The 14,413-nt window shown below is 60.0% G+C and carries 12 protein-coding genes; all 12 read right to left on the minus strand.

From position 1 onward, the window contains the following. Window positions 1-10: 10 nt before the first annotated feature. Window positions 11-1,081 (minus strand): ATP-binding cassette domain-containing protein, encoded by a 1,071-nt coding sequence (locus ACGJAX_RS20970; protein WP_390955983.1) that lies wholly within the window; start codon window positions 1,079-1,081, stop codon window positions 11-13. After that, complete coding sequence (locus ACGJAX_RS20975) at window positions 1,078-2,676, minus strand: ABC transporter permease subunit (RefSeq protein ID WP_390959947.1); 1,599 nt, start codon at window positions 2,674-2,676, stop codon at window positions 1,078-1,080. The genes ACGJAX_RS20970 and ACGJAX_RS20975 overlap by 4 nt, the downstream gene beginning before the upstream one ends. Before the next feature lie 3 nt (window positions 2,677-2,679). Beyond that, window positions 2,680-3,693: an iron ABC transporter substrate-binding protein gene (locus tag ACGJAX_RS20980; protein WP_247255665.1), complete on the minus strand. Its 1,014-nt coding sequence runs from the start codon at window positions 3,691-3,693 to the stop codon at window positions 2,680-2,682. Between the two features lie 311 nt (window positions 3,694-4,004). Further along, on the minus strand, window positions 4,005-5,663 hold the full coding sequence (gene arnT / locus ACGJAX_RS20985; RefSeq protein ID WP_390959949.1) for a lipid IV(A) 4-amino-4-deoxy-L-arabinosyltransferase: 1,659 nt from the start codon (window positions 5,661-5,663) through the stop codon (window positions 4,005-4,007). Window positions 5,664-5,890: 227 nt separating this feature from the next. Further along, window positions 5,891-6,565, minus strand: a complete 675-nt coding sequence (locus tag ACGJAX_RS20990; RefSeq protein ID WP_390955984.1) for a histidine phosphatase family protein — start codon at window positions 6,563-6,565, stop codon at window positions 5,891-5,893. A 303-nt stretch (window positions 6,566-6,868) separates the two neighbouring features. Further along, complete coding sequence (locus tag ACGJAX_RS20995) at window positions 6,869-7,414, minus strand: ABC-type transport auxiliary lipoprotein family protein (protein WP_390955985.1); 546 nt, start codon at window positions 7,412-7,414, stop codon at window positions 6,869-6,871. Window positions 7,415-7,431: 17 nt separating this feature from the next. Continuing rightward, on the minus strand, window positions 7,432-9,108 hold the full coding sequence (locus ACGJAX_RS21000) for an MlaD family protein (RefSeq protein ID WP_390955986.1): 1,677 nt from the start codon (window positions 9,106-9,108) through the stop codon (window positions 7,432-7,434). After that, window positions 9,089-9,745, minus strand: a complete 657-nt coding sequence (locus ACGJAX_RS21005; protein WP_390955987.1) for a paraquat-inducible protein A — start codon at window positions 9,743-9,745, stop codon at window positions 9,089-9,091. Before ACGJAX_RS21005 ends, ACGJAX_RS21000 begins: the two co-directional genes overlap by 20 nt. Beyond that, complete coding sequence (locus ACGJAX_RS21010) at window positions 9,742-10,338, minus strand: paraquat-inducible protein A (protein ID WP_090322054.1); 597 nt, start codon at window positions 10,336-10,338, stop codon at window positions 9,742-9,744. Before ACGJAX_RS21010 ends, ACGJAX_RS21005 begins: the two co-directional genes overlap by 4 nt. Before the next feature lie 179 nt (window positions 10,339-10,517). Beyond that, window positions 10,518-11,819, minus strand: coding sequence for an FAD-dependent oxidoreductase (locus ACGJAX_RS21015; RefSeq protein ID WP_390955988.1), 1,302 nt, complete (start codon window positions 11,817-11,819; stop codon window positions 10,518-10,520). Beyond that, window positions 11,816-12,904 (minus strand): polyamine ABC transporter substrate-binding protein, encoded by a 1,089-nt coding sequence (locus tag ACGJAX_RS21020; RefSeq protein ID WP_247255659.1) that lies wholly within the window; start codon window positions 12,902-12,904, stop codon window positions 11,816-11,818. Before ACGJAX_RS21020 ends, ACGJAX_RS21015 begins: the two co-directional genes overlap by 4 nt. A gap of 150 nt (window positions 12,905-13,054) precedes the next feature. Next, the gene (locus ACGJAX_RS21025) at window positions 13,055-14,413 is read right to left on the minus strand and encodes a glutamine synthetase family protein (RefSeq protein ID WP_090322043.1); all 1,359 of its coding nucleotides are present in this window, start codon (window positions 14,411-14,413) and stop codon (window positions 13,055-13,057) included.

A 14,413-nucleotide genomic window follows, 5' to 3' on the forward strand; every position in this document is an offset into this window, starting at 1 on the left:
GGGGGAGGGTTCAGGGTTCGCTCAGTACATGGGCGTGACCGATGGTCGAGACCTCAACGGTACTTCCCGTCGGTGGCGCGTAGAGGCCTGAGCTGCGCACCAGCAGTGATCGACCTGGCTGCTCGTCAGTGTTCAATGGCTGCAACTCGACGGTCAGTGTGCAGGTATTGCCGCTGAAATCCCGTTCGGTTACCACTGCTTGGCAACCGGTACCCTCTGCACTGTTGGGGACGATGCTGGTCAACTGCAACTGCTCGGGCCGCAGCATGATCTGCGCCGAACTGTTATTGCGGTGGTTGTTGACCGGGATCCGACCCAGATCGCAATGGGCCCAGCCGGCCTCGATGCGCGCAGGCATGACCACGGCGTCGCCGAGAAACAGCGCCGTCTCCTCATCCTCGGGATAGCGGTAAAGGTCCAGGGGATGCCCGGATTGCACCAGCCGTCCATTACGCATGACGGCCAATTGATCGGCGAAGGACAGCGCCTCGCTCTGGTCGTGGGTGACCAGAATGGTGGTCACACCGGCGTCCGCCAGCAATCGCGCGACCAGTTTGCGCATGGCGGCGCGCAAGCCGGTATCGAGCGCCGAAAACGGTTCATCCAGCAGCATCAGCCGCGGTTGCTGGGCGAGGGCACGCGCCAGCGCCACACGTTGCTGCTGACCACCGGACAGCTCATGGGGCCAGCGTTCGGCCATGCGCGCGTCAAGGGCAACGCTGTCCATCAATTCAGCGATGCGTTCTTGCCGTTCCTGGCCCTTGCTGGCCAGCCCGAAGCCGATATTGGCGGCCACGGTCATGTGCGGAAACAAGGCGCCGTCCTGGGGGACATAGCCAATCAAACGTTGGTGCGCAGGCACTTCATGGGTGCTGTCGACCAGGGTCTGGCCGTTGAGCGAAAGGCGACCGGTATCAGGAAATTCGAAGCCGGCGATCATCCGCAGCAAGGTGGTTTTGCCCGACCCCGACGGACCGACAATCACCGTGCGGCTGCCCGTCGGCACCGACAGGCTGACGTTATCCAGGGCCCGATGGGAACCGTAGGATTTAGAGATCGAATGCAGTTCTAGAGCGTTCATCGGCCAGCCGTTTTCTTGGATTGGTGATAAAGGAGCCCGGTCAGCGGAAGCGACAGGACAATCATCAGCAGTGCGTAGGGCGCTGCGGCGGCGTAATCGATTTCGCTGGTCATCGCCCAGAACCCGGTCGCCAGCGTACGCGTGCCGTTGGGGGCAAGCAGTAGCGTGGCGGTCAGTTCATTGGTGATTGCCAGGAACACCAGCGCGGCACCCGCTGCTGCGCCCGGCGCAGCCAGGCGCAAGGTGATCAGCCACAATGCCCGGGCGGGTGAGCGACCCAGGCTGCGCGCCATGTTTTCCAGTTCAACCGGCGCCTGGGCAATACCGGCACGCAGGCTCACCAGGGCGCGGGGCAGGAACATCAGCAGGTACGCCAGCAACACGGTGATCGTGGTCTGGTAAATCGGTCGGGCAAACTGGATGGTCGCCGTCACCAATGCCAGCGCCACGACGATCCCCGGCAACGAACTGGTGATGTAGTTGCAACCTTCCAGCAGCCGTTGCAAGCGGCCCGGTGAGCGAATCGACAGCCAGGCAATCGGAATCGCGGCGCAGGTTGTCAGCACGGCACCCGCCACACCCAACAGCAGCGTCTGCTCCAGGGCCGGGAGTAGCTCGGGCAAATCCCAGACCCCGGCCCCGCCGGCGATCAGCCATTTGCCCAGGGTGATCAACGGTACGCCCAATGCCAGGACACAGGTGATGACCTGCAACGCCAGCGCAAGGGCCTTCAACGAGCTGCCCAGTTGCACCACCCGTTGCTCCCGTGCGCTGCCTGAACCGACGCGGGCGTAACGCGCGTTGCCACGGGCCGCCGATTCTGCGGTCAGCATCGCCAGGCAACACAGGGCCAGTATGCCGGCCAGCAGGTTGGCGGCTGGTCCGTTGAAGGTGGACTTGAACTGATCGAAGATCGCGGTGGTGAAGGTGTCGAAACGGATCATTGCATACAGGCCGTACTCGGCCAGCAGGTGCAAGCCAACCAGCAAGGCACCGCCGCAGATGGCCAGGCGCAACTGCGGCAACACCACGCGGAAAAACACCGCCCAGGGCTTGAGTCCAAGGGATTCGCCGACGTCTTCAATGGCCGGGTCGAGTCGACGCAGCGTTGCGGCGACCGGCAGGTAAAGGAACGGGAAGTAGGCGATGACCGACACCAGAACCCCGGCGAACAACCCGTGAATCGGCGGGACCAGACTGACCCAGGCATAACTGTGAACGAACGCCGGCACCGCCAGCGGCGCGGTGGCCAGCAACGACCACCAGCGTCGCCCCGGCAAATCCGTGCGTTCCGTCAGCCAGGCCAGCGCCACACCCAGTGCGATGCACAAGGGAATGGTGATGACGACCAGCAGCACGGTATTGACCAGCAATTCGCCGACTCGCGGCCGGAACACCAGCGGCACCAGGGTGGACCAGCCAGTCTCCAGGTAAACGCCGATGACGAACGCGATGGGGAGCAGCGCCAGCAACGAAACCAGCACCGACAGACCGATGACCCACGCGCCACCACGGCTCGCGAACCGGCCGCGTGATCGACGACGCAGGTGGGTGGGCATCGCCTCGGCGATGCCCACCGGCAGGGTTTCAGGCAACAATTAAAGCAGTCCGGCCTGAGTCATGAGCTCCACGGCTTTCTTGCTGTCGAGTTTGGAAGCATCGACAGTCGGCGCGTCAAGCTGCTGCAAAGGCACCAGTTTGGGATTGGATTGAGCATTCTTGCCCACGGCGTATTCAAAGGAATTGCCGTTCTTGAGCGTGGCCTGGCCTTCCTTGCCCGTTACGTATTTGAGGAATGCCTGGGCTTGTTCCTTGTGTTGGCTGGAGGCGAGGACGCCGCCACCCGAGATGCTGACAAAGGCACCCGGATCCTTGTGTTTGAAGTAGTGCAGGGCCGTGTTCTTGCTGTTTTCGCCGGTCTTGGACTGATCGACCAGGCTGTAATAGTGGTAGATCACACCACTGTCGATCTGTCCGGCATTGACCGCCTTGAGCACAGAGCTGTTGCCCCGGTAGGCGGTGAAGTTGGTTTTCATTGCCTTGAGCCACTCGAGGGTAGCGGCTTCGCCTTTCTGCTCCAGGATGGCGGCGACGATGGCCTGGAAGTCGGCACCGCCCGGCGACGCTGCCCAGCGACCTTTCCAGGCTGGCGCGGCGAGGTCCATGATCGATTTCGGCAGTTCCGTTTCCGACAGTTTGCTCGGGTTGTAGACGAACACGGTGGAGCGGGCTGCGATTCCAACCCATTTACCGTGGGCGGGACGGTAGGCGGAGTCGACTTGTTCCAGGGTGGTTTTGTCGACGGGCGCGAACAGACCCGCGTTATCGACCAGGACCATGGCTGGAGAGTTTTCTGTCAGGAACACGTCAGCGGGTGACGCGGCGCCTTCCTGCACGATCTGATTGCCCATCTCGGTGTCGTCACCATTGCGCAAGGTCACGGGAATACCGGTTTCCTGGGTAAAGCCTTCGACCCAGGCCTTGGTCAGGCCTTCGTGTTGCGCGTTGTAAACCACAATGCCGACGCTGTCGGCCGCATACACATGGCCGGCACTCACCAGGGCGGTGGCCAGCAGGGCTTTTTTCAGGAATGAAGGCAAACGGGAAATCATGCGGTGGCAGCTCCGGCTTTTTGGAATTGAACACGTGGAATCGACGAGCATAGGTTGTCGCGAATCATAGTTCAATAGGAATCATTTGCATGTTTGGCGGGCGAATGTAGTGCGAAGAATGAGAAAAAAACGTCAAAAAAACCGTTAATTCCTGTCATTTGGCGTTCAGGCGAAGGCCGGTGAAGGCTCAGGCACAGGCTTTTTCGAAGATGCCTTGCGTGGTGCTGCCGTTGACCCGAAAGCCATGCACCCCATATGCAAAAAAACCGAGAACCCCATTTGAAGTTCTCGGTTTTTTATATCAATCGCCGTCAGGGCTGACTTTGCGGGAAGATCAGGATTTCCAGTTCGCCGCGTTGAAAACGCTGGCCGTCGACGGGGAGTGCCTCGACTTCCTGGATTTCATCGACACTCTTGACCCGCATGACGACGCCGACCGAGCCCTTTTTGCGCGCCTCGGTCATCCATTGTCCAACGTTATCCATGGTGACCTTGCGCGAAGCCATGGCCGGGTCGCTGAGGCCGTATTTCAACTCGCCGATCACATTGTAGAGATCGACTTGAGGACGTTTCACCAGCCAGGACAGGGCGGAAGCGGCGCCCAGATCATTACTGAGCAATGAAGTGGTCTGCTTCAGGCTGTCCAGATGCTCGGCGATAAACCGGTCGGGCATTTTGCTGTCGACAATCTGGCTCGGCATGGCGGCCGGCAACAGCGCGACCAGCAGCCAGATGCCGAGTGCCGGCATCGCCCAAAGCTCCAGGGGGCGCAGGATCTGCAAGGCGTTGGCGATAATCCAGCCGACCAACACGATGTAAACCATGGACAGGCTGAACATCTCGGTATTCGAGTAGATCTCCTTGGTCGCCTGCAGGTAGAGCAAAGCCAGCAATGCGCTGGTGGCAATGACGACGTTCAGCCATCCGTTGATGCGAAGCGTCCGGCGTTGTGCCAGGGCCAGCAACTCAGTCACGGCATGTCCCATCAGCAACGCCAGCGGCAACAGGCACGGCATGATGTAGGTCGGCAGTTTGCCGCTGCTCATGCTGAACACGGCCAATGGCAACAACAGCCAGAGCAGGAGAAAAACGAAGGCAGGTTGGCGCTTGTTCTTCCAGGCCTGGATGAATGTCGTTGGCAACAGCGCCGCCCACGGCAGACTCGAGACCACCAGCATCGGCAGGTAGAACCACCACGGGCGGGCGTGCTGTGCGTTATCGGCAGCGAAACGGCGCACGTGCTCGTTCCAGAAGAAAAAGTTCCAGAAATCCGGTTCTCTATGGTGGATGGCAAGCACCCACGGCAGGCAGACGATGACCGCCACCAGTACCGCCAGTGAACCGTAACCCAACAATTCCTTGATGCGACGCTGCCAAAGCATATAAGGCAGCGCGATCAGTGCTGGCAACAGCCAGGCGAGGAACCCTTTGGTCATGAAGCCCATGCCGCAGGCGAAGCCCAATAATACCCAGGCCCCCAGCCGACCACGGCTGGTACGGCTGTCGAGGGCAAACCACAGCATGACCAGGCTCAAGTTGACCCAGAACGTGAACTGCGGGTCCAGGTTGGCGTACCCGGCCTGGCCGGCGATCAGGCCGAAGCTCATGTAGAACAGCGCGCACGCAAAACTTTTGCGCGGATCGTTCCAGAGGCGGCGGCTGATCAGGTAGACCAGCAAGACACTCAGGCCGGTACTCACCGCCGAGGCGATCCGTACCCCGAACAGGTTTTCGCCAAACACCGCCTGGCCGATGGCAATCATCCAGTAACCGGCAATCGGTTTTTCGAAGTAACGGATACCCATGAAATGCGGTGAGACCCAATTACCGCTCAGCAGCATTTCCTGACTGATCTGGGCGTAGCGGGTTTCGTCGGGAATCCACATGCCATGGGTCATCAATGGCAACAGGTAAAACGCCACGAACGCGACGACCAGGGCAAGCATGATCCAGCGCTCGCTGTAACGCATTGGCTGGGAGGCGTTGTGGGGCAGGCCGTCTACGGATCGGGGTAAAGAAGGGTGGTGCGTCATTGCTCGTCCTTGGTGCTCAGAAGTTGCCGGGAATTATGGGTGTTTTTAGATGTTTGGCTGACGGCGCAGAATTTTTTCTGTGTCATTTGATTTCAGCATGGGTTCAATAAATGGTTGGGGACTATTGATTGTATTCGCAACTTCCGTACAAGCCTGATCGTTGTTCAGCTTTTTTGATCAGATAACGAGTGCCAGTCTTGTGCCTTGATGATGCCCACGACCTGAAGCTGCCCGTCGTTCGCAATATGAACAAACAATGAACTGCCATATTCAGCGGTGGCGGCATGTTTAAAACCGGTTTGGGCCTCAAAATCGGCGATGCAGCCGCTGTGCGTCACCAGGATCAGATTGTGTCCGGCCCGCTTGTGCGCCACGACATCGTTGCGCAGGGTTTTACCGCAAGTGGCGAGCCAATCCTGGGCCTGCGCATCTTTGTCAAACATGTAATGTGCAGTTTGCATCGTGCGGGTCAGCGGGCTGGACAGGACATCGGCCTGCGTCATCCCCAGGCCCTGCAAGCCTTGTCCCACTGCCTTGGCCGCCTCACTGCCCAGGCGGGTAATACCGTCAGGCGGCCCCAGGCAAGGGTTGGTCGAGCGGTCGCAGCGTTCGGCGTGTCGCACCAGGACCACGACCTCGCCAGCCGCCCATTGTTGCAACAGTTGCGCCCTGGCTTGCGTCCCGGCGTCCACCAGGTTGACTGGAGATCGTTGCCACCAGGCAAAACCGCTCATCAGCGCAGTGACCAGCAGCACACCGCCGAACGCCAGCAGCGATTTGAACAGGCGCGTTGCCTTGACGGGGGGCTTCGACCCTTTGTGCGAAATGCTGTTGACCAAGTTTTTTCCACCTGTCGGGGCGCATTTGAATGGGCTGTTGATAAACAGGATTCGAACGGCGCTGAATGATTGCCTCGTAACCAAGAGGGCGTTTTAGTCGCGATGAAAACTAAATCCGTGCAAGTGTCGGGGGGGTGAAATGAATGTGAAAAAAATGCAATGAAACCCCAATCGGTAACTTAGTTGGTTATTGGTAACGCTTGTCTCTTACTGGAGCGGCGTTGCAGTTGAACTAACAGCCGGAAAAAAACAGCTCAACGGCGACCCGGTCACCGCTGAGTCCCGGGCAGAGACCGGGTGAGATCAGGTTGACGGGCAACTCGAGCGGGTGCCCGTGGCGCCCTGGCTGATCAGTGCGGCGAGGCGTTTGACGTTGGTCTGTTGTGCCGCCACCAATTCGTCTATGGATGGCCCGGATGGCGTCTGCAAGGTACTGCGACAGGTCATCAGGATCTCATCGCCGGCGCGCAGACGCCATTTCACATCGATCAACCCGTACTGACCGGGGATTGAATCAAAACGCTGCACCACCAACCGCACCGAGACTTTGCGTTGAGGATTGCTGTTGACCATCTGATCGAGCAGGGCACTGCGCAACTCATCCACCAGACTCGCTCCCCACCACTGGGTTTCGAGGATCGCCATGCCCGTATTGCCCTGGCGCACGACAATCTGTGGACGATCGACCTGAGGTGGAACGATCAGGCTTTCTATCTGGATATCCGTAGTGGTTCTGGTATTGCTGCTCGGTTGAGCCGGGGTCAGGGTGTGAAACTGAATCGGATCGCTGCGACAGGCAACGAGCAATGCCAGCGTAGCGATCAACGCAAATTTCAGCGGAAAAACCATGGGGGATGCTCCTGTGGTCATTTGCTCGGTGGTCCTTGCAGATCGATGGGCGCTGCGTTGTCGGGGCGACCGCGAATCAGCGATTCCGGGTGCCGGCCCAGATAGTCCGTCAGATCACGCAAGGAGCGTGAGGTGCGTCCGAGTTCATTCAGGGTCTGGTCCAGTTTTTCTCGTTGGGGCGAATCATCGGCCAGGGTGGAATGGGCAGATTGAAGTGTCGAGTTGGCCGTTTGCAGGGTCTTGCTGACGTCCGAAAGCGTGTTATGCACCCCAGGCAGGGTCTTGGCATTGAACTGCCCCAGGCTTTTGCGCAGTTCAACCAGGTTGCTGTCGAGATTGCCGGCAATACGCTCGATCGGCAGCTGGTTGATCTTGGTGAGCATGGCTTCGAGTTTTTCCTGCAGTTGTTCGAGACTGCCAGGAATCGTAGGAATCATGACCGGGCGCGCGTTGGCATCAAAGGTGACTTTTTCCGCTTTCGGGTAGAAGTCCAGCGCGATGTACAACTGGCCGGTCAGCAGATTGCCGGTGCGAGCCTGGGCGCGCAGGCCGTTCTCGATGAAGGAACCTATCAGCCGCACACCGCCGGCTTCATCGTTGGGGTCATGTTTCATCTCTTTGAGCATTTTCTGGTGAGCCTGACCCAGGCGTTGTGGGTAGATCACGATCCCGACATTGATCGGAAAGCTGCGTTTTTGCGCGTCGAAATCAAGATTGACTCCGACCACCTTGCCAATCTCCACGCCCTGGAATTCGACCGGAGCATCAACCTTGAGCCCGCGCAAGGCCTGATCGAAACGCAGGGCCAGGTACTGCGGCTTGCCGTTGGGTGGGGCGAGGGCGGTTTGCTGGTCCTCGAACAGTTCGTAGGTGTATTCCTCCGCGGCCGGCTTGTCGTCGGGACTGAATTCAGGCGCACGGAAGGCAATGCCACCGACCAGCAAGGCGGACAAGGATTCGGTCTTGACCGCAAAGCCGTTGGCACCGACGCTCACATCGACGCCACTGGCATTCCAGAAGCGGGTGTTCTCGGTGACGTACTGATCATTGGGGGCGTGGACGAACAGGTCGATGTTCACTCCCTTGCCATCAGGGTCCAGGGCATAGGCGACGACCTGGCCGACCGGGATCTTGCGGTAGTACACCGGAGAGCCGATATCCAGCGACCCCAGGTCCTGGGTATGCAGGGTGAAGCGCTTGCCCGGCTCGCCGTAGGTGATGGCGGGCGGGTATTCCAGGCCCTTGAAATTTTTCGCTCGGGCATTGGCCTGGCCGATATCGGCACCGATGTAATCGCCAGACAACAGGGTATCGATACCCGACACGCCGCCAGCCCCGATTCGCGGGCGCACCACCCAGAATTTGGAGTCTGCGCGGGTAAAGCTTTCCGCCTGCTTGGCCAGTTTGACGGTTGCATTGACGCTCTTCTGGTCATTGCTCAGTTCCACGTCCGTGACTTGACCGATCACCACGTTGCGGTATTTGACCTCGGTCTTGTTCGCGGTCAGGCCGTCACCGGTCTTGAAGGTGACGGTGATGGTCGGCCCCTCCTGCAGGATGCTGTGCACCACCAGGGAAATGCCCACCAACACCGCGACAATCGGCACGATCCAGACCAGCGATACGCTGAAACGGCGGGTCTTGATGGGTGCCGGTCCGGGAACCTGTGCCCCTTCAGTGGCTAGCTGCTTCATCCATGACCTCCTCGTTGTGTGGGGCATGCGGTTTCTCATCCCAGATCAGGCGCGGATCGAAACTCATCGCCGACAGCATGGTGAACACCACCACCAGGCCAAAGAACAAAATGCCGGCCCGGGGCTCGATGTCGGCCAGGGCCTGAAACTTCACCAGTGAGGCCACCAGGGCCACCACTATCACGTCGAGCATGGACCAGTAACCGATGACCTCGACGAAGCGGTACAGCTGTGATCGTTCCTTGCGCGCCCAGTGGCTGTCGCGTTGCACCGTCACCAGCAATAACGTAATGGCCACGAACTTGATGCCGGGCACCGCGATACTGGCGATAAAGATGATCAGGGCGATGTCCCAGGAACCGGATTCCCAGAACTCCAGCACCCCGCTCATGATCGTGCTGTCAGCGCCATGGCCGACCATCTTGGTGTTCATCACCGGCAACAGGTTGGCCGGGATGTAAAACACCAGGGATGTGAGCAGGTAGGCCCAGGTGCGTGTCAACGAATTGGTCTTGCGCCGGTGTAGCGGGGCCCCGCAGCGTTGGCATTCATGGGGATTGTGGGTCATGTCGCAGGCCAGGCCGCAGCTGTGACACAGGCACAGGCCCAGTTCGCTGGCGACCGGAGGCGTTGTCATAGGATGTCCCACAGTTCGCGAATATCGCGCCCGGCGATGCGGATCATCATCAGGCTGAGGATGGCCAGGGCAATCAGACCGATGCCCGGCAACACATCGAGAAAACCGGCGAGTTTGATCACCGCGACCATCGCGCCCAACAGGCAGACTTCCAGCATGCTCCAGGGGCGCAGGGTTTCCAGCCAGCGCATGCAGAACTTGAAAGCCGGTGAGCGTCTGGAGGCGAGGGCGTAACCGAGGACCCAGATCAGCAGCAACAATTGGAAGATCGGCGCGATGATCATGGCGATGGCCGCCACCATGGCGATGAACGTGATAGGCCCCAGACTGAGCGCCATGACCGAATCCCAGAGCGTCGCACTGTTTTTCAGGCCCTTGAGGCTGATGCTCATCACCGGGTAGAAGTTGGCGAAAATCCACAGCATCAACGCGGTAAGGGTCAAGGCCAGGCGTTGCTGGAGTGTCAAGCCGTTATAGCGCTGCAGCACACCGCCGCAGCGGGTGCACAGGGTTTTCTGGTATTTGGCGAGCGTGACTTTCTCGTACACACAGTCGCAGTGCTCGCAGATGATCAGGTGGTCAGTCGTCGCCATTGGCCAAGCTCGACAGGAGGCAGGAAGTTCAGAGCACACCCTCAATATAGAAGTGCCTCGCGATTGAGCAAATCGAAAGGCTGTTTGAGGACGGAAAAAGGTTGGCTGATCAGCCGGATACCTGTGGCGAGGGGGCAAACGCCCTCACCACAGGATTGGTTTAGCGCTTGAAGCCAATCTCAACCCAGCACTTCACGCATGCGATACCACAGCATGCCGAGGGCCAGCAGTGGCGAACGCAGAACGCGGCCGCCGGGAAAGGTCATGTGCGGCACGGCGCTGAACACATCAAAGCCGCGGCTGTGGCCGGCGTGGATCGCTTCGCCCAGCAGTTTGGCGCACCAGTGGGTCACGTTCAGGCCATGACCGGAGTAGCCCTGGGCGTAGAACACATTGGGGTGCTGACTCAGGCGCCCGACCTGCGGGAAACGATTGGCCGTAATGCCGATCATGCCGCCCCACTGATAATCGATGCGCGCGCTGGCCAGTTGCGGGAAAACCTTGAGCATCTGCGGACGCATGTAGGCCGTGATGTCCCGCGGATCGCGCCCGGAGTAATGACAGGCACCGCCGAACAGCAGGCGCCGGTCGGCCGATAAGCGATAGTAATCCAGGCCGACTTTCTGGTCGCACAGGGCCAGGTTGTGCGGTATCAACTGCGCGGCGAGCTCTGCCGACAAGGGTTCGGTGGCGATGATGTAGCTGCCCGCCGGCAGTACTTTGCCGCTGAGTTTCGGCTCCAGTTCCTCCAGGTGTGCGTTGCAGGCCAGCACCAGGCTGCCGGCGCGCACCGTGCCACCGGCACAGCGCACCTGCACGGTACTGCCATGGCTCAACTCCAGCACCGGGCTCTGCTCAAAGATCCGTACGCCCAGGGACTCGGCGACTTTCGCCTCGCCCAATACCAGGTTCAGTGGGTGCAAATGCCCTGACCCCATGTCCACCAGACCGCCGGCATACACGCCGGAGTTCACCACCTGCTCACGGATCTGCCCCGGTTCGATCAGGCGGGTCTCATGGGCGTAACCCGTTTCCTTCAGCCCGGCGTATTCGGCTTTCAGGCCGGCGAACTGCGCCGGGGTGTTGGCCAGTTCGCAAAAGCCCCAGCGCAGGTCGCAATCGATTCCGTGTTCGCGGATACGCTGGCCCACCAGTGCCACTGATTCGACACCCGCCTGCTCCAGATAACGCACGCCGTCGGCGCCGATGTGCCGGGCAAAACCGCTGACGTCATGGCCGATGCCACGGATCAACTGGCCACCGTTGCGCCCGCTGGCGCCCCAGCCGATCCGCCGGGCCTCCAGCAGGATCACCGAGAGCCCGCGCTGGGCCAGTTCGATGGCGGTGTTGACCCCGGTGAAGCCGCCGCCAATCACACAGACATCCGCGACCAGGTCCCCGGCCAGCTCGGTCCGGGGCGCCATGCCCCTGGCCGAGGCGGCGTAGTAGGAGTGAGTGTGTTCCTGGGTGTACTGGTTCATTGGTTGGACTTCACTTTGCTCCAGGAACGGGTCATCAGACGCATGATCGACTGCGGCGGGGTGGTGGAAATGTACAGTTTGTCGAGCACTTCCTGGGATGGGTAAACCTCGGGATTGTTCACCAGTTCAGCCTCCATGAACTGCTTGGCGGGCGGGTTCGGGTTGGCGTAGCCGACCGAGGCGCTGACCTTGGCGATCACCTGAGGATCGAGCAGGTAATTGATGAAGGCATGGGCTTCTTTCGGATTGCTGGCGTCGGCCGGGATGGCCAGCAGGTCGAACCACAAGTTGGCGCCTTCCTTGGGAATGGCGTAGGCGATGTTCACGTTGTTCTTGGCTTCCTTGGCCCGGTTGGCGGCCTGGAACACATCACCGGAGTAACCGAATGCGACGCAGATATCGCCGTTGGCCAGGTCCGACACGTACTTGGAGGAGTGGAAGTAGGTCACGTACGGACGGATGCTCAACAGCTTGGCTTCGGCTTTCTTGAAGTCCTCGGGGTTTTCGCTGCGCGGGTCCATGCCCATGTAGTTGAGCACCGCCGGGAACACTTCATCCGCCGAGTCCATGATCGACACGCCGCACTGGCTGAGCTTCTTGATGTTTTCCGGTTCGAACAGCACGGCCCAGGAGTCGATGTGATCGATGCCCAGCACCTGCTTGACCTTGTCGACGTTGTAACCGATGCCGTTGGTGCCCCACAGGTACGGCACCGAGTGGGCATTACCCGGATCGTTTTTCTCGAGCAGGGCCAGCAGTTTCGGGTCGAGGTTCTTGAAGTTCGGCAATTGCTCGCGATCCATCTTGAGGAACGCGCCGGCTTTCACCTGGCGAGCGAGGAAGTGGTTGGACGGCACCACCACGTCATACCCGGTGCGTCCGGCGAGCAGTTTTCCTTCCAGGGTTTCATTGGAGTCGAAAACGTCATAGATCACCTTGATCCCGGTTTTGGCCTGGAAGTCGGCGAGGGTGGTCTCGCCGATGTAGTCGGTCCAGTTGTAGACGCTGACCTGTGGCTGAGCCTGGGCAACGGCGCTGAACAAAACAGTCAGCGCGACCGGAACCACGGATTTCAATAGACGCATATCGACACCTCTTCGAATTATTGGATTTTCAGGCGTTTCTTCATTGTTCTGGCGGCCGTCATCGCGAGCAGGCTCGCTCCCACAAGGGAATGCGTTTCAAATGTGGGAGCGAGCCTGCTCGCGATGAGGTCTGTGTGGGCGAAGCAGGTCTCAGACGCTGAGCATCAGGAACTCACGCTCCCAGGAGCTGATGACCCGCTTGAAGTTCTCGTGCTCGGCGCGTTTGACCGCGACATAGCCACGCACGAATTTGCTGCCCAGGTAGCGGCTGACGGTCTCGCATTCTTCCATCTGCGACAGCGCTTCCTCGATGGTGATCGGCAGGCGCAGGTTGCGACGCTCATAGGCGCGACCCTGGACCCCGGCGCTCGGTTCGACGCCCTCGACCATGCCGAGGAAACCGCAGAGCAAACTGGCGGCGATGGCCAGATAAGGGTTGGCGTCTGCACCCGGCAAGCGGTTTTCCACGCGCATCGCCTCCGGGCTGGAGGTCGGCACGCGCAGGCCGACGGTGCGGTTTTCTTCGCCCCATTCAACGTTCACCGGTGCCGAGGTATCCGGCAGGAAGCGGCGGAACGAGTTGACGTTCGGCGCGAACATCGGCAGCACTTTCGGGATGTATTTCTGCAGGCCACCGATGTGGTGCAGGAACAGCTCGCTCATGTTGCCGTTTTCATCGGCGAAGATCGGCTTGCCGGTGGCAATTTCGACCACGCTCTGGTGAATGTGCATGGCGCTGCCGGGCTCATCGCCAATCGGCTTGGCCATGAAGGTCGCCGCCACGTTGTGCTTGAGCGCGGCTTCACGCAGGGTGCGTTTGAATACCGTGATCTGGTCGGCCAGGTCCAGGGCGTCACCGTGGCGGAAGTTGATTTCCATCTGCGCCGGGCCGTCTTCGTGGATCAGCGTGTCGAGGTCCAGGCCTTGCAGCTCACACCAGTCGTAGACGTCTTCGAACAACGGGTCGAATTCGTTGGCGGCATCGATGGAGAACGACTGGCGACCACTTTCGGCACGGCCCGAGCGGCCCATCGGTGCCTTGAGCGGCAAGTCCGGGTCTTCGCAGCGCTGGGTCAGGTAGAACTCCATTTCCGGCGCGACAATCGGCTTCCAACCCTTGTCGGTGTACAGCTGCAAGACTTTCTTCAGCACGTTGCGTGGCGACAGCTCGATCGGGTTGCCGAATTTGTCGAAGGTGTCGTGAATCACGATGGCGGTCGGCTCGATGGCCCAAGGCACCACGTACACCGCGTCGGACACCGGCTTGCAGACCATGTCGATGTCGGCCGGGTCGAGCAGGTCGTAGTAGATGTCGTCGTCGACAAAGTCCCCGGTTACCGTTTGCAACAGCACACTTTCCGGCAGGCGCATACCTCGCTCATGCAGGAACTTGTTGGTGGGTGCGATTTTGCCGCGTGCAATGCCGGTCAGGTCGCTGACGACGCACTCGACTTCGGTAATCTTGTGATCTTTCAGCCAAGTGAACAGCTGATCGAAAGGGACATTCAT

The organism is Pseudomonas moorei, assembly GCF_042846945.1.
GTDB lineage: Bacteria > Pseudomonadota > Gammaproteobacteria > Pseudomonadales > Pseudomonadaceae > Aquipseudomonas > Aquipseudomonas moorei.

What these genes read in the sequence shown, in the direction of transcription:
- ACGJAX_RS20970 (WP_390955983.1), bottom strand. Translation starts at nt 1,081, where the DNA reads ATGAACGCTCTAGAACTGCATTCGATCTCTAAATCCTACGGTTCCCAT.
- ACGJAX_RS20980 (WP_247255665.1), bottom strand. Translation starts at nt 3,693, where the DNA reads ATGATTTCCCGTTTGCCTTCATTCCTGAAAAAAGCCCTGCTGGCCACC.
- arnT (WP_390959949.1), bottom strand. Translation starts at nt 5,663, where the DNA reads ATGCGTTACAGCGAGCGCTGGATCATGCTTGCCCTGGTCGTCGCGTTC.
- ACGJAX_RS20995 (WP_390955985.1), bottom strand. Translation starts at nt 7,414, where the DNA reads ATGGTTTTTCCGCTGAAATTTGCGTTGATCGCTACGCTGGCATTGCTC.
- ACGJAX_RS21000 (WP_390955986.1), bottom strand. Translation starts at nt 9,108, where the DNA reads ATGAAGCAGCTAGCCACTGAAGGGGCACAGGTTCCCGGACCGGCACCC.
- ACGJAX_RS21005 (WP_390955987.1), bottom strand. Translation starts at nt 9,745, where the DNA reads ATGACAACGCCTCCGGTCGCCAGCGAACTGGGCCTGTGCCTGTGTCAC.
- ACGJAX_RS21010 (WP_090322054.1), bottom strand. Translation starts at nt 10,338, where the DNA reads ATGGCGACGACTGACCACCTGATCATCTGCGAGCACTGCGACTGTGTG.
- ACGJAX_RS21015 (WP_390955988.1), bottom strand. Translation starts at nt 11,819, where the DNA reads ATGAACCAGTACACCCAGGAACACACTCACTCCTACTACGCCGCCTCG.
- ACGJAX_RS21020 (WP_247255659.1), bottom strand. Translation starts at nt 12,904, where the DNA reads ATGCGTCTATTGAAATCCGTGGTTCCGGTCGCGCTGACTGTTTTGTTC.
- ACGJAX_RS21025 (WP_090322043.1), bottom strand. Translation starts at nt 14,413, where the DNA reads ATGAATGTCCCTTTCGATCAGCTGTTCACTTGGCTGAAAGATCACAAG.